This is a genomic window from Massilia sp. Masssp93, from assembly GCF_059491295.1.
In genome coordinates, this window is sequence record NZ_CP168502.1 from 4,389,544 (window position 1) to 4,413,995 (window position 24,452).

General features: G+C 65.8%; 21 protein-coding genes. 1 reads left to right on the forward strand and 20 read right to left on the reverse strand.

Translation table 11 applies throughout. The features are described from left to right. The first annotated feature begins 71 nt into the window (after positions 1-71). Complete coding sequence (locus ACEN9Q_RS18045; protein WP_495625528.1) at positions 72-2,135, forward strand: M13 family metallopeptidase; 2,064 nt, start codon at positions 72-74, stop codon at positions 2,133-2,135. Between the two features lie 42 nt (positions 2,136-2,177). On the opposite strand, the gene ACEN9Q_RS18050 is transcribed toward ACEN9Q_RS18045, so the two are convergent. The 20 genes from ACEN9Q_RS18050 to ACEN9Q_RS18145 all read right to left on the reverse strand — a co-directional run bounded on the left by ACEN9Q_RS18050 (position 2,178) and on the right by ACEN9Q_RS18145 (position 24,138). Next, positions 2,178-2,987 carry a tetratricopeptide repeat protein gene (locus ACEN9Q_RS18050; protein WP_495625529.1) on the reverse strand — a complete coding sequence of 270 codons (810 nt, stop codon included), beginning with the start codon at positions 2,985-2,987 and terminating at the stop codon, positions 2,178-2,180. 118 nt (positions 2,988-3,105) lie between these two features. Then, positions 3,106-4,347: a cystathionine gamma-synthase family protein gene (locus ACEN9Q_RS18055; RefSeq protein ID WP_495625530.1), complete on the reverse strand. Its 1,242-nt coding sequence runs from the start codon at positions 4,345-4,347 to the stop codon at positions 3,106-3,108. 53 nt (positions 4,348-4,400) lie between these two features. After that, a complete protein-coding gene (purF, locus tag ACEN9Q_RS18060) occupies positions 4,401-5,924 on the reverse strand; it encodes an amidophosphoribosyltransferase (RefSeq protein WP_056440453.1) in 1,524 nt (507 codons plus the stop codon). A gap of 29 nt (positions 5,925-5,953) precedes the next feature. Beyond that, positions 5,954-6,442 carry a CvpA family protein gene (locus ACEN9Q_RS18065; protein WP_056440455.1) on the reverse strand — a complete coding sequence of 163 codons (489 nt, stop codon included), beginning with the start codon at positions 6,440-6,442 and terminating at the stop codon, positions 5,954-5,956. A 44-nt stretch (positions 6,443-6,486) separates the two neighbouring features. After that, a complete protein-coding gene (locus ACEN9Q_RS18070; RefSeq protein ID WP_495625531.1) occupies positions 6,487-7,479 on the reverse strand; it encodes an SPOR domain-containing protein in 993 nt (330 codons plus the stop codon). A gap of 11 nt (positions 7,480-7,490) precedes the next feature. Beyond that, on the reverse strand, positions 7,491-8,789 hold the full coding sequence (folC, locus tag ACEN9Q_RS18075) for a bifunctional tetrahydrofolate synthase/dihydrofolate synthase (protein WP_495625532.1): 1,299 nt from the start codon (positions 8,787-8,789) through the stop codon (positions 7,491-7,493). A gap of 192 nt (positions 8,790-8,981) precedes the next feature. After that, positions 8,982-9,263 carry a hypothetical protein gene (locus tag ACEN9Q_RS18080; protein ID WP_056440461.1) on the reverse strand — a complete coding sequence of 94 codons (282 nt, stop codon included), beginning with the start codon at positions 9,261-9,263 and terminating at the stop codon, positions 8,982-8,984. 182 nt (positions 9,264-9,445) lie between these two features. After that, positions 9,446-10,246 (reverse strand): tryptophan synthase subunit alpha, encoded by an 801-nt coding sequence (gene trpA, locus ACEN9Q_RS18085; RefSeq protein ID WP_495625533.1) that lies wholly within the window; start codon positions 10,244-10,246, stop codon positions 9,446-9,448. 41 nt (positions 10,247-10,287) lie between these two features. Continuing rightward, positions 10,288-11,544: a tryptophan synthase subunit beta gene (trpB, locus tag ACEN9Q_RS18090; protein ID WP_056440469.1), complete on the reverse strand. Its 1,257-nt coding sequence runs from the start codon at positions 11,542-11,544 to the stop codon at positions 10,288-10,290. Further along, a complete protein-coding gene (locus ACEN9Q_RS18095) occupies positions 11,525-12,220 on the reverse strand; it encodes a phosphoribosylanthranilate isomerase (RefSeq protein WP_495625534.1) in 696 nt (231 codons plus the stop codon). The genes trpB and ACEN9Q_RS18095 overlap by 20 nt, the downstream gene beginning before the upstream one ends. Before the next feature lie 157 nt (positions 12,221-12,377). Further along, on the reverse strand, positions 12,378-13,178 hold the full coding sequence (gene truA / locus ACEN9Q_RS18100) for a tRNA pseudouridine(38-40) synthase TruA (protein ID WP_495625535.1): 801 nt from the start codon (positions 13,176-13,178) through the stop codon (positions 12,378-12,380). Positions 13,179-13,189: 11 nt separating this feature from the next. Further along, positions 13,190-15,559, reverse strand: a complete 2,370-nt coding sequence (locus tag ACEN9Q_RS18105) for a motility hub landmark protein FimV (protein WP_495625536.1) — start codon at positions 15,557-15,559, stop codon at positions 13,190-13,192. After that, positions 15,544-16,248: a type IV pilus assembly protein FimV gene (locus tag ACEN9Q_RS18110; protein ID WP_495625537.1), complete on the reverse strand. Its 705-nt coding sequence runs from the start codon at positions 16,246-16,248 to the stop codon at positions 15,544-15,546. The genes ACEN9Q_RS18105 and ACEN9Q_RS18110 overlap by 16 nt, the downstream gene beginning before the upstream one ends. Before the next feature lie 347 nt (positions 16,249-16,595). Then, positions 16,596-17,720: an aspartate-semialdehyde dehydrogenase gene (gene asd / locus ACEN9Q_RS18115; protein WP_056440475.1), complete on the reverse strand. Its 1,125-nt coding sequence runs from the start codon at positions 17,718-17,720 to the stop codon at positions 16,596-16,598. 47 nt (positions 17,721-17,767) lie between these two features. Continuing rightward, positions 17,768-18,838, reverse strand: a complete 1,071-nt coding sequence (leuB, locus tag ACEN9Q_RS18120; RefSeq protein WP_056440477.1) for a 3-isopropylmalate dehydrogenase — start codon at positions 18,836-18,838, stop codon at positions 17,768-17,770. 15 nt (positions 18,839-18,853) lie between these two features. After that, positions 18,854-19,501: a 3-isopropylmalate dehydratase small subunit gene (leuD, locus tag ACEN9Q_RS18125; RefSeq protein WP_056440480.1), complete on the reverse strand. Its 648-nt coding sequence runs from the start codon at positions 19,499-19,501 to the stop codon at positions 18,854-18,856. An 11-nt stretch (positions 19,502-19,512) separates the two neighbouring features. After that, on the reverse strand, positions 19,513-19,635 hold the full coding sequence (locus ACEN9Q_RS18130) for a lipoprotein (protein WP_082547895.1): 123 nt from the start codon (positions 19,633-19,635) through the stop codon (positions 19,513-19,515). Positions 19,636-19,725: 90 nt separating this feature from the next. Continuing rightward, a complete protein-coding gene (leuC, locus tag ACEN9Q_RS18135; protein WP_495625538.1) occupies positions 19,726-21,126 on the reverse strand; it encodes a 3-isopropylmalate dehydratase large subunit in 1,401 nt (466 codons plus the stop codon). A gap of 238 nt (positions 21,127-21,364) precedes the next feature. Further along, on the reverse strand, positions 21,365-23,266 hold the full coding sequence (locus ACEN9Q_RS18140) for a chemotaxis protein CheA (protein ID WP_495625539.1): 1,902 nt from the start codon (positions 23,264-23,266) through the stop codon (positions 21,365-21,367). Next, complete coding sequence (locus ACEN9Q_RS18145) at positions 23,266-24,138, reverse strand: protein phosphatase CheZ (RefSeq protein ID WP_495625540.1); 873 nt, start codon at positions 24,136-24,138, stop codon at positions 23,266-23,268. The genes ACEN9Q_RS18140 and ACEN9Q_RS18145 overlap by 1 nt, the downstream gene beginning before the upstream one ends. Positions 24,139-24,452: the final 314 nt, after the last annotated feature.

Below are 24,452 nucleotides of genomic sequence, written 5' to 3' on the forward strand. Positions count from 1 at the left end.
AGAAAGAAATATATTCCGGACACAAAATGAATAGAATATAAACTTTTGATCGAGCGGACAGAAGGAGTTTCATGCAACGTCATGTATTGAGCATCGCAAGCCTGGCATTGTTCGCCGGCCTGGGGCACGCGGCTGAGGGCAACGTCACATCCGCACCGGCTTCCATCCGTTCGGCACTCGCCAGCGGCGTCGACACCCGGTACATCGAACGCTCGATACGGCCGCAGGACGATTTTTTCGAATATCTGAACGGCAAGTGGCTCAAGACGGTCGACATCCCGTCGGACAAGCCATACCTCGATCCATTCGTCGACCGGTACGAGGATTCACTGCGCCAACTGCGCGAGATCATTGAAAAAGCCGGTGCCGGCACGGATGCAACCCATGAACGCGATGCCCGCCGCATCGGCGACTTCTACGCCAGCTTCATGGACGAGGCGAAGCTGGAGCAACTGGGCATCACACCGTTGCGGCGCGAACTGGATCGGATCGCCGCGATCCAGGACAAGGCTGAATTGTCCGGTGTACTGGCCCATCTGGGCAGGCTCGGCATGGGTGTGCCGCTCGACTTCACCATTCACCTGGACAACAAGGATTCAACCCGCTATGTCGCCGACATCAGCCAGGGCGGACTGGGCCTGCCTGACCCCGACTATTTTCTGAAGGCGGACGACCGGAAGCTGGCCGACATGAAGACCCGATATCTGGCCCACTGCCAAAAGGTCCTGTCCATGGCGGGCGACGGGCATGCCGCCGCCCACGCGCAGGCCATCGTCGCTTTCGAGACCGAACTGGCCAAGGCGCAATGGACCAAGGTCGAACTGCGCGATCCGAACAAGGCATACAACAAGTTCGACCTGAGCGATCTTCCACGGTTCGCACCGGGTTTCGACTGGAACAGCTGGCTGGACGGCATCGGCCTGTCCGGCAAGAGTACATACGTGATTGTTGGCCAGCCAAGTTATCTGAAGGCGTTTGCCGGGATCGCGAATGTCACGCCGCTCGATACCTGGAAAGCTTACCTGACACTACACCTGGTCAAATCCTATAGCCGTTTCCTGTCGAAGTCCTTTGTCGACGCCGATTTCGAATTTTTCGACAAGACGCTGTTCGGCATCGAAGCGAACGAGCCGCGCTGGAAACGCGGCGTCGGCGTGATCGAAAGCACGCAGGGTGATGCGCTGGGCAGGTTGTATGTGGCTCGGTATTTCCCACAAGAACGCAAGGTACGTATCGAACGTCTGATGCGGAACCTGCTGGCCACCTACAAGCTGAGCATCGACAAGCTCGACTGGATGAGCCCGGCCACCAAGAGGGAAGCCCAGGCCAAGCTGGCCAAGATGAAGACGAAAATCGGGTATCCGGACAAGTGGAAGGATTATTCGGCCCTCGTCGTCAAACGCGACGACCTGGTCGGCAACGTGATGCGGTCGCGCGAACTCGAGTTCGACCGCGACCTCGCGAAACTGGGCAAGCCCATCGATCGCGACGAGTGGACCATGACGCCGCAGACGGTCAATGCCTACTACAACCCGGAAAAGAATGAAATCGTGGTGCCGGCCGCCGTGCTGCAACCGCCGTTCTTCGATGGCGATGCGGACGATGCCGTCAATTACGGCGGCATCGGCACCATACTCGGCCACGAGATCAGTCACGGCTTCGACGACCAGGGTTCCCAGTACGACGGCGACGGCAACCTGCGCGACTGGTGGACCGCGGCCGACCATAAACGGTTCAAGGACAAGAGCAGGATGCTGGTCAGCCAGTACAACGCCTTCGAACCGGTCCCTGGCTACCATGTGAACGGCGAACTGACTCTGGGCGAGAATATCGCCGACATTTCGGGTCTGGCGATCGCATACAAGGCCTACCACATGTCGTTGAAGGGAACGACACCCCCCGTGATCGGCGGCCTGACCGGCGACCAGCGTCTATACATGGGTTTCGGCCATATCTGGCGTCAGAAGATGCGCGACAACATGCTGATCATGGTGCTCAAGACCGACCCGCACTCGCCGGGCCGATTCCGCACCAACGGCCCCCTGCGCAACAACCCGGGCTTCTACGATACGTTCGGCGTCAAGCCGGGCGACAAGATGTACCTGGCACCCAGGGATCGGGTAAGTATCTGGTGACCGCTCGCGCCGGCGGCCGCCCGTGGCGGCGGCCGGCATCGGTCACTTGCCGTCATCCGGCGGCGGCGCGTTCTTGACCATCTCGTTGTGTTCCTTGACGTACGCCTCGGTGCCCGCGCGCCAGGCGTCGAAGTCGGCGATGACCATCCGGCCGGCCACTTTCGTATCTTCCGCCAGGCGGTCGCTCACCTCCTTCAGGTGCGCCGTCGCCTTGTCCGTCTCGTCCTTCGTCATGATCTTGGCGAGGTCGTCCGGGATGCGCTTGGTCAGCGGCAGCGCGGCATTCAGGTGTTTTACCCAGTTGTTGTGGCAAGCCTCCCAGTCCTTCATCTTGCCGCCGTAATAGTCGATTTCCTCGTTGACCTTGGACATGGTCGGAAAACGGGGCGCCGGGCAGCGGTATTCGCTCGTGCGCAGGTCGGAACCGTCGTATTTGGCGATCCAGTAATCGAGGTCGGCGCGGCGCGCCTCGCGCTGCTTCATCAGCGCGAGCGAGGCGATGGCGACGGCATTGCCCTTGGCGGCGGCTTTCTGGAACCATTGCGCGGCCTGGTCCATGTCGATGGCGCCCGCCTCGCCATAGAAATACATTTCGCCCACGTGTTGCTGGGCCATGACGTTGCCGGCGTTCGCCAGCTTCGTGTATTTCTGCAGGGCTTCCGGATAGGCTTTCTTGGCGAACAGCGCATCCGCTTCCGCGAGCTCGGCGGCGGAGTTGGCGGACGATGCGGCGGCGGCCGGCTTCGCAGCGCCGCCCTTGGCGGACGATTTGGCGACGGATTTGGCGACGGGCTCCGCGCCGAACGCGACACCGCCACACAGCAGTGCGGCGCAAAACAGGACAGTCTTCATGGGGTGTGCAATTCTACGAGTAGAGGGATGGCAACACGACGATCATAACCGCAGCGTCGTCCACGCTCAACCGGGAAGGCAATCCGCCCGCCCGGCTTTACGCAGCTTTACGACACGCTCAGCCGTTCAGCGCGCCACCGAAATCGGCCAGCAGGTCGTCCGTGTCCTCGATGCCCACCGATACGCGGATCAGCGATTCCGCGATGCCCATGCTGGCGCGCCGCGCCGCGCCCATCTCGAAGAAGATCGTGTGCGCGACGGGAATGACGAGCGTGCGCGTGTCACCCAGGTTGCTCGCCGGGATGCCGACCTTGAGGCGGTTCAGGTAGTCGAAGCAATCGATGCCCTCCTTCAGCTCGAAGCTGAACAGCGAGCCGTAGGCGCGGAACTGTTCGGACGCCAGCTTGTGCTGCGGATGCGATGCCAGGCCCGGATAGTGGACGGCCGCCACGCGTTCGTCCGCTTCCAGCATCGTCGCCAATGCCAGCGCGTTCGCGCAGGTGCGGTCCATGCGCAGGGCGAGCGTCTCGGCGCCGACCGCGATGTGGTGCGCCGCTTCCGGTGCGAGCGAGGCGCCGAAGTCGCGCAGCGCCTTCGCGCGCAGCTGGGCCATGCCCTGCGCGGCCGGCGGCTGGCGGCGGAAGTTGTCGGCGATGTTCGGATAGGCGCTCCAGTCGAACACGCCGGTGTCCGTCAGCGCGCCGCCCAGCGCCATGCCGTGGCCGCCGATCGACTTGGTCAGCGCGTTCACGACGAGGCCCGCGCCGACGGCTTTCGGACGGAACAGGTAGGGCGTCGTCATCGTGTTGTCGACGACGTACAGGATGCCGCGCGCGCGGCACAGTTCACCGATGCGGGCGAGATCCGCGATCTGCGTGCGCGGATTGGCGATGGTCTCGACGAACACGATGCGCGTATTCGGCTTCAGTGCCGCTTCGACGTTCGCGACGTCGGTCGCATCGACGAACGACACTTCCGTCCCCTGCGCCGCCACCGTGTTCCACAGGCTGTTGGTATTCCCGAACAGGAACGACGACGACACGACGTGGTCGCCCGCGCGCAGCAGCGCCTGCGCGAGCGCGCCGATGGCGGCCATGCCGGTGGCGAAGCACAGGGTGGCGGTGCCGCCTTCCATCTTGCTGATCTTGTCTTCCAGCGCGGCGACGGTCGGGTTGCCCTGGCGGCCGTAGCGGAAGCCCGGTTCCTTGCCCTGGAAGACCGAGGCCAGCTGGCGCGCGTCGGTGTAGCCGAAGGCGACCGACGTGTGGATCGGCTTATGGAGGGAGTTGTGTTCGATCGGCTTGCTGCGATCGTTGTGCAGGATGGTGGTGGTGAAGCCGTAGTTTGGTTTGTCGCTCATGGTCTTGTTCTGCGCGGTGGTAAATGATGAGGCCCATCAACAACAAACCCGGATTATTCGGCTGCGACGGGCGGATTCAGGTTCAGCTGCGTGCGCACCATGTCGTCCGACGATTTGCCGGACGACTTGTGGCGCACGCTCTCGAGCTGGTCGAGATAGGCCGGCGTCACGTCGCCCGTCACGTACACGCCGTCGAAGCACGACGCTTCCACGTTCGTCAGGGCCGGGTTGACGTCCGAGATCGACTTGCGCAGCGCGTCCAGGTCCTGGTACACGAGGCGGTCGGCCGTGATCTCGCGGCACACTTCCTCGACGGTGCGGCCGTGGGCGATCAGCTCGTCGCGCGTCGGCATGTCGATGCCGTACACGTTCGGGTACAGCACCGGCGGCGCGGCCGACGCGAAGAAGACCTTGCGGGCGCCCGACTCGCGCGCCATCTGCACGATCTCGCGGCTGGTCGTGCCGCGCACGATGGAGTCGTCGACGAGCAGCACGTTCTTGTCCTTGAACTCGGACGCGATCGCGTTCAGCTTCTGGCGCACGGACTTCCGGCGCATCGTCTGGCCCGGCATGATGAACGTGCGGCCGATGTAGCGGTTCTTGATGAAGCCTTCGCGGTATTCGACGCCCAGCTTCAGCGCGAGCTGGATGGCGGCCGGGCGCGACGAATCCGGGATCGGCATCACGACGTCGATCTCTTCGACCGGGATCTCCTTGCGGATCTTCTCGGCCAGGTATTCGCCCATGCGCAGGCGGGTCGCGTACACGGACGCGCCGTCGATCACGGAGTCGGGACGGGCCAGGTACACGTATTCGAACGCGCACGGATTCAGCGAGGGATTCTCGGCGCACTGGCGCGTGTGCAGCTGGCTGTCGGCGTCGACCCAGACGGCTTCGCCCGGCGCGATGTCGCGCACGAAGCGGAAGCCCAGGCCTTCGAGGGCGACGGATTCGCTGGCGAGCAGGTATTCGGGACCGTTCTCGGTCTCGTTGATGCCGAGGCACAGCGGACGGATGCCGAACGGATCGCGGAACGCGAGCAGCCCGTGGCCGGCGATCTGCGCGATGACGGCATACGCGCCGCGCACGCGGCGGTGCACGTGCGCGACGGCCTTGAACACGGCGTCCGGCGCGAGCGTGAAGCCGTCGGCGGCCTGGGCGATTTCGTGGGCGAGCACGTTCAGCAGGACTTCCGAATCGGAGTTCGTGTTGACGTGGCGGCGATCGTTGCGGAACAGCTCTTCCTTCAGCTGTTCCTGGTTGGTCAGGTTACCGTTGTGCGCCAGGGTGATGCCGAACGGGGCATTCACGTAGAACGGCTGCGCTTCCTCTTCGCTGGACGAGCCGGCCGTCGGATAGCGGCAGTGGCCGATGCCGGAATTGCCTTGCAGCGAACGCATGTTGCGTGTGCGGAAAACGTCACGCACGAGGCCGTTGGCCTTGTACATCGAGAACATGCTGCTGTGATTGGTTGCAATCCCCGCCGCATCCTGACCGCGATGCTGCAGCAGCAGCAATGCGTCATACAACAGCTGGTTGACGGGGGCTTGCGAGACGACGCCGACGATGCCACACATGGTGTGCTCCTAATACCGTGAAGAAGTGTTCAAAACTGTACGTGCTGCGCGAAGGCAGCGGGCAAGAAAGGCTTGACCGTGCGCGCTCCGGTTTCCGCCATGGGCGAGAGCAGCGCGTCTTTCCAGAAAGCCTGTTGGGGAATGGAAGTCATCCCGCACAATATGACGCCGGCCAGCACGATTACAATGCCCCGGCCCAACCCGAACAGGCCGCCGAGGCCGCGGTCGGCCAGGCTCAGGCCGGAGGCCTCGATCAATGCGCCGATCGCGAGGGCCAACAGGCCCATCAGCACGCGCACGCCGAGGAACAATGCAATGAAGGCGACGATCAGTCGCAAGGCTTCGCCCGGAATCACGGATGGTAGCATGGGCGCCAGCTTCGCGCCGAAGGCGTTGGCGACGATGAAGGCCGCCACCCAGCCGAGCAGCGACAGGATTTCCTTGACCAGGCCGCGCATGGTGCTGATGACGACCGACGACGCCAGGATGAACAAGACCACGTAGTCGAAGATCGTCACGGCGCGGCTTTTGCAGTCATCATCGGTTTCGGACAAGTTCGGCGTCAGACCGGGCTCATGGTGCCGGACATGCCCAGGCGGCCCAGCTTGGCGCGGACTTTCTCGGCGTCGTCCTTGTTCAGGGGGCCGACCCGTACGCGGATCAGTTCGCCGGCCGGCGTGTTCGTCTTTTGCGTGTACGACGAAATGCCCGCATCGCGCAGCCGGGCCTGCACCTCGGCCGCCTTTTCCTGGCTCGACAGTGCCGCGACCTGCAGCACGAATTTCTGCGATCCGGACTCGGCCGGCTTGTCCTTCACGGCGGCCTTCTCGGCCTGCTTGCCTTCCAGGATCGCCATCGCGCGGGCCGCGTCGTCATGCGGCTTGGCCGGCTTTTCCTTGTCGGCGCGGGCTTCGCGCGCGAGGCGCTCGGCCCTGTCACGTTCCGCCTTGTCGTGCTCGGCCTTGTCGTGCTCCGCCTTGTCCTTCTCGGCGAGGCGCGCCTCGGCTTTCGCGTCCTTGTGGTCGGGCTTCGCGGGCTCGGGCTTGGATTCCGGCTTGTGCTCGACCTTGGGCTCCGGCTTCGGTGCGGTCACGGCGGCGACGCTCTCCGGCCTGGCGGCGGCGACGGTGGCCGGTGCCTTCGGTGCCGGCGCGGGCGGCGGTGCATCGACGATCTCCTCGCCCTTGTCGACGCTGTCCGCGGCGGACACGGCCTTGTCGGCGGCAGGCACGGGCAGCGGCGCCGCCTTGTCCTTCGCGGGGATCTCGATCGCGATGTCGCCGGCGAGCGGCTTCGGTTCGGAATCGAGCAGCATCGGCAGGCCGACGGCGGCGGCCAGCGCCAGCGCGATGGCGCCCACGAGGCGGCGCCGGGCGCGCTTCTTTTCGGGCAGCATGGGGTCGTTGCCGGGACGGCGCGACGCGCCGCCGCCGGCATTGCTCGCACGCTTGGCGCGGGCGCGCTCGCCGATCGCGGCGTCGTCATCCTTGCTGTAGAAGCGGCCACTGTCCTCGGCGAGGCGGTCCTGCTTGCTTTTAGGGGAGAACAAGCCCATGCGGTGTCACGTCAATGAAGAGAGGATTTACGGGCCGCCATCACGCCAGCCACGGTGTAGAACGAACCAAAGACCACTATTCTATCATCCTGTCCGGCCCGGCTCGTTGCATCTGCGAATGCCTCGGCCGGATTCGCGAACGTTTTGACGGAGAATTCGCCGTCCCTGGCATCGGCCGGCCGCAACGCTTCGAGCTTCGCGGCCAGCACGGCCGGGTCGGCCGAACGGGGCGACGGCAGCGCCGCCACGCACCAGTGGTCGACGTACGGCGCCATGTGGGCGACGACGGCGTCGATGTCCTTGTCCTGCATGATGCCGAGCACGCCGTAGGTAAACCGGTGGAACCCCATGTTGCTCAGGTTCTGCGCCAGCGTCGCCGCCGCGTGCGGGTTGTGGGCGACGTCGAGGATCGTCGTCGGACGGCCCGCCAGCACCTGGAAGCGGCCCGGCAGCTCGACCAGCGCGAGGCCCGTGCGCACCTCTTGCGCGCCCACCGGCAGCACGTTGCGCAGCGCCTCCAGCGCCGCCAGCGCGGCCGCCGCGTTCAGCAGCTGGTTGGCCCCGCGCAGCGCCGGATACGCGAGCGAATTGCGGCGCTGGTTGCGGCCGCCGTAGGCCCACTGCTGCTTGTCGCCCTGGTAGTTGAAGTCGCGGCCCAGCAGCCACAGATCGGCGCCGATGGCTTCCGCATGGTCGATCAGCGATTGCGGCGGCAGCGGATCGCTGCAGATCGCCGGCCTGCCGGGGCGGAAGATGCCGGCCTTCTCGAAGCCAATCTCCTCGCGCGTGTCGCCGAGATAATCCTTGTGGTCGATGTCGATGCTCGTGACGATGGACACGTCCGCGTCGATCACGTTCACGGCATCCAGACGCCCGCCCAGGCCCACCTCGAGGATCGCCACGTCGACGCCGGACGTCGCCAGCAGATGCATGATCGCGAGTGTCGTGAATTCGAAATACGTGAGGTCGATGTCGCCGCGGCGCGCTTCCACTTCAGCGAACGCCGCGACGAGAACGGCGTCGCTGGCCATCTCGCCGTTGATGCGGGCGCGCTCGTTGAAATCGAGGAAGTGCGGCTTGATGTACAGGCCGACCTTGTAGCCGCTCTGCAGCAGCATCGCTTCCAGCATGGCGCAGGTCGAACCCTTGCCGTTGGTGCCGGCGACCATGATCACGGGGCAGGAAAAGGCCAGTCCCATGCGCTCCTTGACGGTGCGCACGCGGTCCAGCCCCATGTCGATGTGGGTCTCGGCATGGCGTGACTCGAGCAGTGCCAGCCAGTCGGGCAAGGTGGTCGGGAGGTTGTGCATGGGATGTCGTCCGGATGAAGCCTGGAAGGAAAATACGCGCGCGGCCGGTTGCTTGTCGGGAGCAGCCGGCCGCGCATTTGGGCGTAGTGTAGCCGTTCGTATCAGGCTTGTCGAATTCTTGCCGTCAATTACTTATCTTCTCGACAAGCTCCAGAGTCCGCGTGCCCGAACGAATCCATACCCCGACGCGAATCAATGCGTGACGGCGCCGACTTCGGCCGTGGTGAATTCGAAACCGCCGATGCGGGCCGCCACCTGGTTGTAGATCCAGGCACCGATCGCGGCGCCGATGAACGCGCCGACCGCATACGCCACCGGCATGACGACCAACATGGCGATGCCGACGCCCGCCGGCATCACCGCCGACATGAACAATGCCGCCAGTACGACGACCGGAATGGCGGTGACGAGATACACAGCGGCCATGACCTTGGCCGACTGCACGACGGATACCTGCACGATTTGTTTTTTCATGATGGATGCCGGGTGGAGTGGAAGAAAACAGCCCGTCCACTCTATCCCGACATTTCCACCAAGAAAATCGAACGCGTCAAGGAACGGGCATCCGGCCTTGGCCAATTCGGGGCCAGAGCACTGGCCGACGATCAATTGCCCAAAACCGGGCTCTGACCCCGAATTGTCGATTTGAACGACGCTTATTTGGCGTCCAGCGCTTCCCTGATGCCCGCGACAAACGCCCGCACGGCCGCCGGCCCCTGCTCCTTCGGCGTATTTTCCAGCTCCTGGATGATGCGGCTGCCGATCACGACGGCGTCGGCCACCGCCGCCACCGACCTGGCCGTCTGCGCGTCGCGGATGCCGAAGCCGACGCCGATCGGCAGCTTGACGTGCTCGCGGATCGCGGCCACGCGCTGCGCCACGTCGGCCGTGTCGATGCCGCCCGCGCCCGTCACGCCTTTCAGCGAGACGTAGTAGGAAAAGCCGCTGCCGTGGCGCGCCACCTGCTTCACGCGCTCGACGGTGGACGTCGGCGCCAGCAGGAAGATCAGGTCGAGGCCGTTGGCCTTCATCTCGTCCGCGAACGCTTCGCATTCCTCCGGCGGATAGTCGACGACGATGGCGCCGTCGGCACCGGCGGCCTTGGCGCGGCGGACGAATTCGCTCTGGCCCATGCGCTCGATCGGGTTCGCGTAACCCATCAGCACGATGGGCGTGTGCTGGTTGGTCTTGCGGAACTCGGCGACCTGGGCGAACACGTCGGTCATGCTGATGCCGAACGTGAGCGCGCGTTCGCAGGCGCGCTGGATGACGGGGCCTTCCGCCATCGGGTCGGAGAACGGGACGCCGAGTTCGAGGACGTCGGCGCCACCCTCGACGAGGGCGTGCAGCAGCGGGACGGTCAGTTCCGGAGCCGGGTCGCCGGCGGTGATGAAGGTGACGAGACCGGTCTTGCCCTGCTCTTTGAGGGCGTCGAAAGTTTGTGCGATACGGGACATGCTGTTTTCCTTGAATGTGGTTGGCAATGGGAGGATGGAGCTCAGCCGAAGTTGAGTCCCGCCCGTTGCGCCACGGTGTGCATGTCCTTGTCGCCGCGGCCCGACAGGTTCACCAGGATGATCTGGTCGGCCGGGAGCGTCGGCGCCAGCTTGGCCGCGTAGGCGATCGCGTGCGACGATTCCAGCGCCGGGATGATGCCCTCGATGCGGCAGCAGTCGTGGAACGCGGCCAGCGCTTCGTCGTCCGTGATCGACACGTACTGGGCCCGCTGGCTGTCCTTCAGCCACGCGTGTTCCGGACCGACGCCCGGATAATCCAGGCCCGCGGACACGGAATGCGTCTCGATGATCTGGCCGTGCTCGTCCTGCAGCAGGTAGGTGCGGTTGCCGTGCAGGACGCCCGGGAAGCCGGCCGTGAGCGACGCCGCGTGCTTGCCGGAGTCCAGGCCCTCGCCCGCCGCCTCGACGCCCACCAGCTTCACGCCCGGCTCGTCGATGTACGGATAAAAGATGCCCATCGCGTTCGAGCCGCCGCCGATGCAGGCGACGACGTAGTCCGGCTGGCGGCCCGTCATCTGCGGCATCTGCACGCGGCATTCCTCGCCGATCACGGACTGGAAATCGCGCACCATCATCGGATACGGGTGCGGACCGGCGACCGTGCCGATGATGTAGAACGTGTTCTCGATGTTGGTGACCCAGTCGCGCATCGCTTCGTTCAGCGCGTCCTTCAGCGTCTTCGATCCCGATTCGACCGGGACGACGGTCGCGCCCAGCAGCTTCATGCGGTAGACGTTCTGCGCCTGGCGCTTGACGTCCTCGCTCCCCATGTAGATCACGCATTCGAGGCCGAAGCGCGCGCAGATGGTGGCCGTCGCGACGCCGTGCTGGCCGGCGCCCGTCTCGGCGATGATGCGCGGCTTGCCCATGCGGCGGGCCAGCAGCGCTTGCCCGATCACGTTGTTGATCTTGTGGGCGCCGGTGTGGTTCAGGTCCTCGCGCTTGAAGAAGATCTGCGCACCCAGGCCGTGATGCGCCCCCTGCTGCGACCAGCGCTTGGCGTGGTACACGGGCGACGGGCGGCCGACGAAGTGCGCCAGCTCGTAGCGGAATTCTTCGAGGAATTCGGGGTCCTGGCTGTAGCGCGCGTAGGCGTCGTTCAGTTCGGCCAGCGCGTGGCTGAGCGTCTCGGCGACGAACGAGCCGCCGTACGGGCCGAAGTGGCCGGTGGTGTCCGGCAGCTGGTAGTCGGGGGTCTTGAACAGCGCTTGTGCGCCATTAACTTGGTTGGCTTTCATGGTGTGTCAGGCTTTCAGTGGTGGCATCGCCGGCCCGCACCGCGTCGATGAACGCGGCGATCTTGCGGGCATCCTTGATCCCCTTGCTCGCCTCGACACCGCTACTGATGTCGACCGCGAAGGGGCGTACTTGCGCCACCGCGCCAGTCACGTTGTGTACGCTCAAGCCACCACTCAAAACGACCCGAGGCGCGAGCTCTTTTGGAATAAGAGACCAATCGAAAACCTTTCCTGCACCGCCATAGGCATCCACGTAGGTGTCGAGCAGAAGACCCGAGAACCACGTACTGGCGGCGCGGTATTGAGCTTCCGATTCTAGCAAATCGGCGGACGTCGTGTCGGGTTTTACGCGATACGCCCGCACGAACGGCCGTTGCACGGCGCTGGCCAGCCGAGCGCACTGCCCGACCGTTTCGTCGCCGTGGAATTGCAGCAGCGCGACCGGGCCGGCCGCGACGACCGCGCGGACCTCGTCCTCCGTCGCGTTGACGAACAGCGCGACGGTGTTCAGGAATGGCGGCAGTGCGCGTGCCAGTTCGGCGTAGCGCGCGGGCGTGACGTAGCGCGGGCTCTTCGGGTAAAACACGAAGCCGAGGGCGTCGGCGCCGGCATCGACGGCGGCATGCAGGTCTTCAGTGCGGGTGATGCCGCAGATCTTGATACGGGTGCGGGGCATGATGGCTCGACGATGAAACGTGCAATATCGGCCGCAGTAGGGTGGGCTCCCCTGAGCCCACGCGGAAGCCGGCACAACGCAAACTTAGGCGTGGGTACGTGTGTGATGCCACCGGCATCACACCCCCCACCCTACGGCAGGTGGTCAATTCAACATTCTACAACCACGGCAGGGCCGCCGCCGGCTCCTGCGGCAAGCCCCACTTGGGATCGTAATCGATTGTAGCAAGGTACAGCCCATCCGGCATGAAGGTCGGCGCCGCGGCGTCGCGCGAGCGCGCGTCGAGCACCTCGGCCATCCAGGCCGGCTCGTTGCGTCCGGTCCCCACATAGATCAGCGAACCGACGATGTTGCGCACCATGTGATGCAGGAACGCGGAGGCGCGCACCGTGAACACGACGATGTCGCCGCTGCGCTCGATGCGGACCTCGTGCATCTGCTTGACGGGCGAATTCGCCTGGCAACCGGACGCGCGGAAACTGGAAAAATCGTGCGTGCCGATCAGGTGCGCGGCCGCCGCGCGCATGCGCTCGACGTCGAGCGGCCGGAACACCCAGCCGGCGCGTCCGGCCAGCAGCGCGGACGGGTTGGCGTGGTTGTACAGCACGTAGTGATAGGTGCGCGAGCGGGCCGAGAAGCGCGCGTGGAAATCCTGCCCTCCGATGTCCGGCGCGACCACGTGGGCCCAGCGCACGACGATCGACTCGGGCAGGAAGGCGTTCGTGCCGCGCACCCACGATTGCGGCGCGCGGTCGAGGTCCGTGTCGAAATGGACGACCTGCTCGATCGCGTGCACGCCGGCGTCCGTGCGGCCGGCGCACGTCGTCGCGAGCCGCGTGCAGGCGAATTTCTCGAGCGCGATCTCCAGCTGGTCCTGCACCGTGTCGCGCGATGGCTGTTTCTGATACCCGTTCCAGGCGGTGCCCACGTACTGGACACCCAAAGCGATTCGTGTCAAAGCGCGTTACCTTACTCCAGGGATGCGCGCATCGAGGTGGCACGCGCCGCCTGCTCGGTACTGCCGCCGCGAATGACTTCATCGAGCAGCTCGCGCGCCCCTTCCTTGTCGCCGATTTCCTGGTAGGCGATGGCGAGATCCAGCTTCGTCTCCATCTCCATGTGGGCGGCAGACAGCGCGGCCGAATCGGCCGGCGCGGCCGGCATGTCGAACGCCGGCTCGGACAACGTCTGCACTTCCGGCAGCGGCAGGGCACCGTCGGCCGGCAGGTCGAGGTCGAAGCCGCCCATGTCGAATTGCGCTTCCGCGCGCTCCGGCACGACGCGATCCGGTTCGGCGAACAGCGCGTCGGCCGGTGCCGGCGTGGCCGGGATGTCGAACATGTGCTCGTCCAGCGCGGCTGCCGGAATCGAGGCCGGGCTTTCCGCGCGCGGCGTCTCGGCGATGTCGAAATCCATGGCGTCGAGGTCGAACAGCGGATCGCGCTCCGCGGTTGCGGCGTGCGACTCCGGCTCGGGCGGCAGGCTGGCCTGCAGTTCCGTCGGCAGGTCGGGCAGGTCGAATTCGCGCGCCAGGTTGGCCATCTCGATCTCGGCGGCGGCAGCGGTCGCGGCGGCCGGCGCGAGCAGATCGTGTTCCGTGTGCGCTTCCAGTTGCGGCACCGGATTCGCGGCCGGGGCGGCGAAGTCCATGTCGAACGAGAAGTCGAGCGGGTCGTGTTCCGCCTTGTCCAGGGCAACCGCCGGTTCGGCCGGCAGCGCCGGTGCGGCCGGCGCGGCGGTCGGCTGGTCGAATGCGCTCATGTCGAATTCGAGGTCGGGCACGTCGCCCACGTCGGCCAGCGGCTGCGCGGCCTGCGGCGCGCTCGCCGTCTCGACCGGCTCGAACGCGAGGCCGCCCAGGTCGAAGTCGAGCGTGTGGTCGTCTTCCACCGGCGCCGGTTCGGTCGACGGCGCGTTGGTCACGGGGGCCGGTGCCGGCTGGGCCGTCGCCATCGCGTCGGCGAAGTGCTGGCTGAAATCCATCGGCTCGTCGAGCGGCGCGGCGAACGGATCGTCCACGTGCGCGTCGGCGACATGCGCGTCCGCGACATGCGCGTCGGTCGCCGGCACCGCGGCGGGTGCGCCGAAGACGTCGTCCAGCTCCTTCGACAGCAATGCCTGCTGGCCCAGTTCCTCGGTGCTGGGCGCCGGGGCCGCAGGCGTGGCGCTGTGGGCATACAGCGGGTTGAGCGGGTCGATGGACAGGCCCAGCGCGGCGGCCTGCGCCCATTCGTCGCCCTGGCCGCGCGTCATGCCGTACAACTCGGCGGCCTGCGTCTCGAACGCGCGCTGGTCCTTGCGGGCGGCGTAGATCTCGAGCAGCTTGAGGCGCACCGGATAGCGCTCCGGATGCGTGCGCAGGGCTTCCTTGAGGATCTCCTCGGCCTGGGCGTCGCGGCCGTAGGCGATGTAGACGTCGGCTTCCGCGACCGGATCGACTTCGTTCGTGTCGAGTTGGCTGGCGGACGGCGCGAAGCTCGAGTTGAAGACGCTGTTGTTCGTGTCGACGCTCTGGCCGCCCGTCTCGGCGAACATCGAGTGCGCCGGCTCGGCCGGCACGCCGAGGATCGACGGCTCGGCCACCGGCTTGGCGACCTTCTGCTTGCGGCGCTGGGAGACGAGCAGGCCGCCCAGCAGCAGCGCGACCGCGCCGCCGCCGACCAGCGGCAGGTTGTTCATGATGAAGTCCATCAGGCCCGGTTCCGGCGGGGCGGCGGGCCTGGCCGGCTTGATGGCCGGCAGCTTCTTCGGCACGGTCGCAGGCGCAGCCGGCGCCGGCGTCTTCGCCAGCGTCGCGGATGGCTGCGCGGGCGCGGCCGGGGTCGACGCGTTCTTCTCGGCTTCGGCGCCCGTCTTGCTCTTGACCGTCGCCAGCTTCTCGAGGTCGTTCACATTGCGTTCGAGCTCGCGCACGCGCTGCTGCGCATCGGCCAGGGCCTTTTCCTTGGCGATGCGGTCCTCGGCGCTCATCGTCGCGCCCTTGCCGGCAGGCGTGTCCGGCGCGGCCTTGGACAGGCGCAGCTTGTCCTGGGATGCGTTGGCGGCCGTCGGGCGTTCCTCGACCTTGGCCGTGATCTTGCCGGCCGCGCTCTGGCCCGCCTCCGGGGTCCTGGCGGGCTCGGACGCGCCGACCTGGCCCGCCAGCTTGTTGCGGTAGGCGTTGAAGTCGGCCGCATGGGCGACGACGACGCCATGCGCCTCGGTGTCGTCCGTGGCGCGCACGGCGTCGGCCGACGGCACGGCCAGGATGCGGCCCGACTTGAGGCGGTTCATGTTGTTGCCGATGAAGGCATCGGGATTGGCGCGGTACAGCGCGACGAGCATCATGTCGAGCGACACGTCGACCGGCTTGAGCTGGCTGGCGATGCGGCCCAGGCTGTCGCCCGGCCTGACGCGGTACTTCGACGGCGCGGCCGCGGCCTGGGCGCCCTCGCCTTCCGTGGCCGGGCGCGCGCGGTTGCGCTGGGCGGCGGCGCTTGCGCCGCGGTCCGTCTCGACGGGGCGTGCCTGCGCGGGCGCGGGCGCGGGTGCCGCCGCCTGCGGGCGCGGGCCGGCGCGGCGCGCGTCTCGCTCGGTGCCACCTGGGCCGACTGCGTCGCGCGCAGCTCGGCCGGGTCGAGCAGGAACGTGTATTCGCGCACCAGGCGGCCGTTATTCCACGACAGTTCCAGCAGCATGTCGACGAACGGCTCGTTCAGCGGCTGCGTGGAGCTGACGCGGATGAACTGGCGGCCGCCACGCTGCTCGACGTTGAAGCGCAGCGACAGCAGGGCCGGATTGAAATCGATGTTGGCCGCCTTGAACGCGTCCGGCGACGCCAGCTTGGCCGCGAGGCCCGACGCCTCATCCCCGGACACTGCCGTCAATTCGATTTCGGCGCGCAGCGGCTGGCCGAGCGCGGACAACACCGTGAGCTTGCCGAGACCGGCAGCATGCGCCGCGGACGTCAGGACCAGCGCACTTGCGACCGCCGCGGTGAGCTTCTTCAGCGCGGACGACTTCAGCGGGAGGCGGTGAGTGACATGCATAGATTCGAAAGCGGAGTGGGTTGACGGGGGCGCGCGACCTTGCCCGGAGGTCTCAGCAACATATCATCATGCACTGTGGCATGCAAGTTCTGCGGGGAGAAACATTCAGCAAGTCTGCGTTATGTAGACGGTATATTCAAAGTCATGATGTTTTTTGGATGATTCGGTGTCAATTCATCACGAAACCCGCCCTCGTCGTTCCCGCGCAGGCGGGAGCCCGGGTTGCGCATGTCGGCCGCTCGACATTGGGCCCCGCCTGCGCGGGGGCGACGCGATCGAAATAAAAAGCAAATAAAAAAGGCGGCCCTGCGGCCGCCCTCTCTCGCGCCCGCAGGCGACAGATTACATCACTTGTCCAGGACGATGCGCAGCATGCGGCGCAGCGGCTCGGCGGCGCCCCACAGCAGCTGGTCGCCGACGGTGAAGGCCGAGATGTATTCCGGGCCCATCGACATCTTGCGCACGCGGCCGACCGGGATCGTCAGGCTGCCCGTGACGGCGGCCGGGGTCAGGTCGCGCACCGACGCTTCGCGCGTGTTCGGCACGAACTTCACCCACTGGTTGTCGTTCGCGATGATGTCGTTGATCTCGTCCAGCGGCACGTCCTTGTTGAGCTTGATGGTCAGCGCCTGCGAGTGGCAGCGCATCGCGCCGATGCGGACGCACAGGCCGTCGACCGGAATGACGTTGCCGCCGGCGCCGTTGCGGCCCAGGATCTTGTTGGTCTCGGCGCCGCCCTTCCATTCTTCCTTCGACTGGCCGTTGCCCAGGTCCTTGTCGATCCACGGGATCAGGTTGCCGGCCAGCGGCACGCCGAACTGCTTGGTTTCCTCGGCCGACAGGCCGTGCTGGGTGGCCAGCACGCCGCGGTCGATTTCGAGGATGGCCGACGCCGGATTGTCCAGCAGCGGCTTGACGGCCGCGTTGATGGTGCCGAATTGCGTGAGCAGTTCGCGCATGTGCTGGGCGCCGCCGCCCGATGCGGCCTGGTAGGTCATCGACGTCATCCAGTCCACCAGGTCGTGCTTGAACAGGCCGCCCAGGCCCATCAGCATGCACGACACGGTGCAGTTACCGCCGATGAAGTTCTTGACGCCGCGCGTCATGGCGTCCTTGATGACGTTCAGGTTCACGGGGTCGAGCACGATCACGGCGTCGTCGCTCATGCGCAGGGTCGACGCGGCGTCGATCCAGTAGCCGTTCCAGCCGGCCGCGCGCAGTTTCGGGAACACTTCGGTCGTGTAGTCGCCGCCCTGGCACGAGATGATGATCTCGCATTTGGACAGTTCGGCGATGTCGGTCGCGCTTTTCAGCCTGGTCTCGTTTTTCGCCATCTTCGGGGCGTCGCCGCCCGGATTCGACGTCGTGAAGAACACCGGCTCGATATGGGCGAAATCGCCCTCGTCCTGCATGCGCTGCATGAGGACCGAACCGACCATGCCGCGCCAACCAACCAGACCTACTAATTTCATGATATCCCTCGTTTAAAAATGTTCCGCCCGAGCGGGCGTATTCCTTGTCAACCCAATGCTTTGACGACCGCGTCGCCCATCTGTTCCGTGCCGACGCGCGTCGTGCCTTCTTCGTGGATGTCCGCCGTGCGCAGGCCCTGGGACAGCACCTTCTTGACGGCGTTGTCGATGCGGTCGGCCTGCTCGGGCTTGCCCAGCGTGAAACGCAGCATCATCGCGGCGGACAGGATCGTCGCCAGCGGATTGGCGATGCCCTTGCCCGCGATGTCCGGCGCCGAACCGTGCGACGGCTCGTACAGGCCCTTGTTGTTGACGTCCAGCGACGCCGACGGCAGCATGCCGATCGAACCGGTCAGCATCGCCGCTTCGTCCGACAGGATGTCGCCGAACATGTTGCCGGTGACGAGCACGTCGAACTTCTTCGGCGCGCGCACGAGCTGCATCGCGGCGTTGTCGATGTACATGTGTTCGAGCTCGACGTCCTGGTATTCCTTGTGCACGTCGGTGACGATGTCGCGCCAGAACTGGAACGTCTCCAGCACGTTGGCCTTGTCGATGCTCGTCAGGCGGCGGTTGCGCTTGCGCGCGGCCTGGAACGCGACGTGGGCGATGCGGCGGATCTCGCCTTCCGCGTAGCGCATCGTGTCGAAGCCTTCGCGCTGGCCGGCGAACGGACCGTCCGGGCATTCGCGCACGCCGCGCGGCTTGCCGAAATAGACGTCGCCCGTCAGCTCGCGGATGATCAGGATGTCGAGGCCCGACACCACTTCCGGTTTGAGCGTGGAGGCGCCGGCCAGTTCCGGATACAGGATCGCGGGACGCAGGTTGGCGAACAGGCCCAGTTCCTTGCGCAGGCCGAGGATGGCCTGTTCCGGACGCAGCGCGCGCTCCAGCGAGTCGTACTTGAAGTCGCCGACGGCGCCCAGCAGCACGGCATCGGCGGCTTTCGCCAGCGCCAGCGTACCCTGCGGCAGCGGATGGCCGTGCGCCGCATAGCCGGCGCCGCCGACTTCCGCGCTTTCCAGTTCGAACGATTCGCCCAGCGCGTTCAGCACCTTGACGGCTTGCGCGGTGATTTCGGGACCGATGCCGTCGCCCGGCAGGATTGCAATCTTCATGTTCTTGTTCTCAGTTCAGATGGTGTTGGCGAGCCACGGCTGCGCTGCTAGACGCCGTTCCTCGTAGGCGCGGATGTCGTCGGCGTGGCGCAGCGTGAGGCCGATGTCGTCCAGGCCGTTCAGCAGGCAGTACTTGCGGAAGTCGTCGACGGCGAATTCGAACGCGAGGCGGCCGTCCGGCGTGCCCACGGTCTGCTTCTCGAGGTCGACGACCAGCTTGTAGCCGGGGAAGGCCTTGACTTCATTCATCAGCTGGTCGACCTGGGCTTCGCCGAGGACGATCGGCAGCAGGCCGCCCTTGAAGCAGTTGTTGAAGAAGATGTCGGCGAAGCTCGGCGCGATGACGGCGCGGAAGCCGTACTGCTGCAGGGCCCACGGCGCGTGCTCGCGCGACGAGCCGCAGCCGAAGTTCTTGCGAGTCAGCAGGATCGACGCGCCGGCGTAGCGCGGCTGGTTCAGCACGAAGTCCGGATTGACCGGACGCGTGCTGTTGTCCATGCCCGGCTCGCCGTGGTCGAGATAACGCCACTCGTCGAACAGGTTGGGGCCGAAGCCGGTGCGGCGGATCGACTTGAGGAACTGCTTCGGAATGATGGCGTCGGTGTCGACGTTGGCCCGGTCCAGCGGGACCACCAGTCCTTCGTGTACGTTGAATTTATCCATGATCGACCCGATTATTTCCCGCCGGCGCCCGTGATGACCTGGCCGACCTTCTGCACGTCCTTGCCGACGCCGGAGATGGTGTTGCAGCCGGTGACGGCGAGTGCGATGAGTGCGAGAGCAAAAATTTTCTTCATTGATTTCTCGTAGGGTGGGCACCCCGTGCCCACCGATATATGCGATTACGGAAACGCATGGTGGGCACGGGGTGCCCACCCTACTGCTTCTCAGATTTTACGAACGTCGACGAAATGGCCCGCGATACCGGCCGCCGCGGCCATCGCCGGCGACACCAGGTGCGTGCGTCCGCCCTGGCCCTGGCGGCCTTCGAAGTTGCGGTTCGACGTCGACGCGCAGCGCTCGCCCGGTTCCAGGCGGTCGGCGTTCATCGCCAGGCACATCGAGCAGCCCGGCTCGCGCCATTCGAAGCCGGCGGCCTTGAAGATCGCGTCCAGGCCTTCGCGTTCCGCCTGTTCCTTCACGAGGCCGGAGCCCGGCACCACCATCGCCAGCTTCACGTTCGAGGCGCGCTGGCGGCCGCGCACGACGGCGGCGGCGGCGCGCAGGTCTTCGATGCGCGAGTTGGTGCAGGAGCCGATGAACACCTTGTCGATGCGGATGTCTTCCATCGCGGTGTTCGGCTTCAGGTCCATGTAGACCAGCGCCTTTTCCATCGCGTCGCGCTTGACCGGGTCTTTTTCCTTGTCGGGATCGGGCACGCGGCCGTCGATCGTCGTGACCTGCTCGGGCGACGTGCCCCAGGTCACCTGCGGGCGGATCTCCGCGGCGTTCAACTGCACGACCAGGTCGAACTTCGCGCCCGGGTCCGTGTGCAGCGTGCGCCAGTACGCGACGGCCTGGTCCCACTGCGGGCCGGCGGGCGCGAACGGGCGGCCCTTGACGTAGTCGATGGTCGTGTCGTCGACGGCCACCATGCCGGCGCGCGCGCCCGCTTCGATCGCCATGTTACAGACGGTCATGCGGCCTTCCATCGACAGCGCGCGGATGGTCGAGCCGCCGAATTCGATGGCGTAGCCGGTGCCGCCGGCCGTGCCGATCTTGCCGATCACGGCCAGCACGATGTCCTTGGCGGTCACGCCGGCCGGCAGTTCGCCGTCGACCTGCACGAGCATCGCTTTCGATTTTTTCGCCAGCAGCGTCTGCGTGGCCAGCACGTGCTCGACTTCCGAGGTGCCGATGCCGTGCGCCAGCGCGCCGAACGCGCCGTGGGTCGACGTGTGCGAATCGCCGCAGACGACGGTCATGCCCGGCAGCGTGGCGCCCTGCTCCGGGCCGATCACGTGCACGATGCCCTGGCGCTTGTCGTTCATGTTGAAGTACGTGAGGCCGAAGGACTTGGCGTTGCTGTCGAGCGTTTCGACCTGCAGGCGCGACGTCGGGTCAGCGATGCCGTGCGAGCGGTCGGTGGTCGGCACGTTGTGGTCGGCTACGGCAAGATTGGCCGAAGTGCGCCATAGCGGGCGGCCGGCTTCGCGCAGGCCTTCGAACGCCTGCGGGCTGGTGACTTCGTGGACCAGGTGACGGTCGATATACAGCACGGTGGTGCCATCCGCATCGGCACGCACGACATGCGAATCCCAAAGTTTGTCGTAGAGCGTTTTTAACATAATGAGTTGCGAAGTCCAGAGAAACGACCGCTTCATGCGGGCATGGTCTTTGATTATGCCATATTTGTGCAATGCGGAAGCAAGGGCCTTCAAGCACGATTATTCCAATGAACTCATCCATATAAAAATTTTGTTCGGATGTGTTTTCAGAAACACAAATAAAAAAAGCCTGCGCATTTCCTGCGCAGGCTTTTCGTAGCTTTGTAGCAAAAATGTTGTAAGCAGCCCGCGGCGTGGTTTATGCGGCCAGCCTCACCGTCGACCGGCAACCGTCCATGAGGAACGACAGGCCGACGACCAGCACCAGCGATCCTTCGGCCGAACGCGCCGTGCCGGTGATGCCTTCGACGGTCAGCGCCGTCATCGGCTTGATCACCAGGTCGGCCGTACCGTCGACGGCTTCCACCGCGATGATGTACGGCTGCGGGGCGTTGATGACGATGCCCACGCGTTCCACGCACGCTTCGTAGCCGAGCGACAGCGCCAGCGAACGCACCGGCAGCGGACGGCCCTGGTCCTTCAGCACCGGGGCGCCGCCGACCTGCATGAAGGTCTCCGGCAGCTCGACGACGCGCTCGACGACGGCCATCGGCAGGGCCAGCTGCGCGCCCGACGTCGACACCAGCATCGTCGGCACGATCGACAATTCGATCGGCAGGCGGATCGAGAACTTCGTGCCCGTGCCCAGGTTCGAGTCGATGCGGATCGCGCCGCGGTTCTTCTCGACGGCCGTCTTGACCACGTCCATGCCCACGCCGCGGCCCGAGACCGACGACGCCACTTCCTTGGTCGAGAAGCCCGGCAGGAACACGAGCTGGTACGCTTCGTCGTCGCTGGTGGCCTGGTTCTCGCTGATCAGGCCCTTTTCCATCGCCTTCTTGCGCAGCTTGGCCGGGTCCATGCCGCGCCCGTCGTCCTGCAGCACGATCATGACGCTGTTCGCTTCCTGCCAGGCTTTCAGCAGGATGAACGCCTTGGCCGGCTTGCCGTTGGCGACGCGGTCGTCCGGACCCTCGACGCCGTGGTCGAGCGCGTTGCGCAGCATGTGCACGAGCGGGTCGTACAGGCTGTCCACGACGACGCGGTCGACTTCCGTCTCGGCGCCTTCGATGGTCAGCTCGACGTCCTTGCCCAGGTCCTTCGCGAGCTCGCGCACGAGGCGCGGGAATTTCTGGAACAGGCGGCCGACCGGCTGCATGCGGGTCGCCAGCGTGGCGCGCTGCAGCTCGGCCGAGTAGCGCGAGGCGCGTTCCAGCGTCTCGGTCAGGGTCGCCATCAGCGTGGCGGCCTGGCCCTCGAACTTGAACTGCGACAGGCGCTCGAGCAGCACGGCGGCCTGGTTCGCGGCCTGCACGGATTCGCCGGCCACTTCCAGCAGCGCGTCCAGCTTGACCGCGTCGATACGGATGCTCTCGTCCTTGGCGGGACCGGTGCTGGCCGGCTTGGCCTCGTTGCGGCGCTCGACGCCGTCCCAGCCCGGCTTGCCCGGTGCGGCGGCGTCGGGCGCGGCGTGCACCGGCGCGACGGCCGGCGCGGCTGCCTCGGATGCTGCGGGCGCCGCGGCTGCCGTGGCTGCGTTCGGCGTATAGGTGCCCGCCGGGACGACCGCCATGAACATCGCTTCCCAGTCGAGACCGTCGGCGCCCGGCACGGCCGCAGCAGCAGGTGCCGCGGCAGGCGCCGCTGCCGGCGCTGCGACAGGTGCCGGCGCAGCCGCTGCCGGCGTAGGCGCGGCCTTGGGCGCGGGCGCGGCGTCGTTGCCGGCGATGGCCTCCTTGAGCATGCGCTCGAGGTCCGGCGGCATCGACGGCAGCTGGTCCGGCGTGGCGCCGTTGTTCAGGTCACCCAGCTGGTCGGCCACGAAACCGGACGCCTGCAGCGACGCTTCGATCGCGGCCGGCGTGACGGGAGCGGCGCCGGTACGCAGCGCGTCGAACAGGTTTTCCGTCAGGTGGCACGCGGCGACGAGCGCCGGCAGCCCCATGAAACCCGCGCCACCCTTGATGGTGTGGAACGAGCGGAACACCGCGTTCAGCGTTTCCTTGTTATTGGGATCGCGTTCGAGGTGCAGCAGATGCTCTTCGACATTCGCTGCAAGATCCATCGCCTCGACGACGAAATCCTTGAGCATTTCATCCATTAGAATCCCAGATCGGCAAGAAGGTCATCGACACTGTCCTGGTCGAGCGCCGCGGACGGCACCGACGGACCCTGCATCAGCGTTACGGGCTGTTCCTGCTCCTGCGCGGCCTGCTTCTGCGCCAGCTTTTCCTTGACGTCCGGCGGCGCGCTGTCCTTGAGCAGCTGGGTCAGCTCGTTCTCGACCGTCTTGGTGATGACCACGACTTTCTTGATCAGCTGGCCGGTGATGTCCTGGAAGTCCTGGGCCATCATGATCTCGAGCAGGCGCGCCTTCTCGGCTTCCGTCGCTTCCGACACCAGCTGGGCGAACTGCTTCGAATCGCCGGCCAGGGCCTTGAACTGCTCGATCGAGAGCTTGCCCGCGAACAGGTCGTCCCAGCGGTTTTCCATGTCCTTGGCCTGCTTGGACAGCAGGTCCTGGGCCGGCATGCCGTCGTCCAGGGTGTTCAGCACCTTGTTGGCGGCCTGTTCGGTCAGGGTGGCGACGTATTCCAGGCGGTCCTGCGCGTCCATGATCTGGGACGACGCCTCGGTCAGCGCCTTGTCGTAGCCCAGCTCGCGCAGCGAGTCGTGCAGCAGGCGCACGATGCCGCCCAGGCGCTCGTACATGCCTTTTTCGTGGTCGTCCTCGCCCGTCTCGGCCGGTGCGGCGGCGGCGGCGGCGACCGGCGCGGCCGGAGCCGGCACCACGGCCGGCGCCGGGGCGCTGGTGGCCGCGACCTGGTCGAACAGGGCCTCCAGGTCGTCGCTGTCGTCGCTGGCGGCGGGTGCGGGTGCCGGCACGGGCGCCGGAGCGGCTGCGGGCGCGCTGGCACGCTGCGCTGCCACTTCCTCGAATAGTGCGTCGAAATCGTCAGCGGCGTCGGTCATAGTCCCTGCTTCTCCATAAATTAAATGTCGCAATCATCTTTGCTGTGTGCGGTACGGCTGCCGTCATTACGCTGACGGTACGAATTTCCGACGAGTGTATCAGTGTGGTTGCCGTAGGTAAATCTTCGAAAATGCCCGCGCAGCCGAATCCGGGGTAATCTTGGCCTGCCGACAATCTTTTACAGGCGTTTCTGAATAATTTCGCAAAGTATCTGTTGTATTTTTTTATCGCTGGGTAATTTGTGACATCCGGTATTTGCCTGCGGACAGCCGAGCACATCACTGAGCAAGATCAAGCATTTACGTTCTGCCAA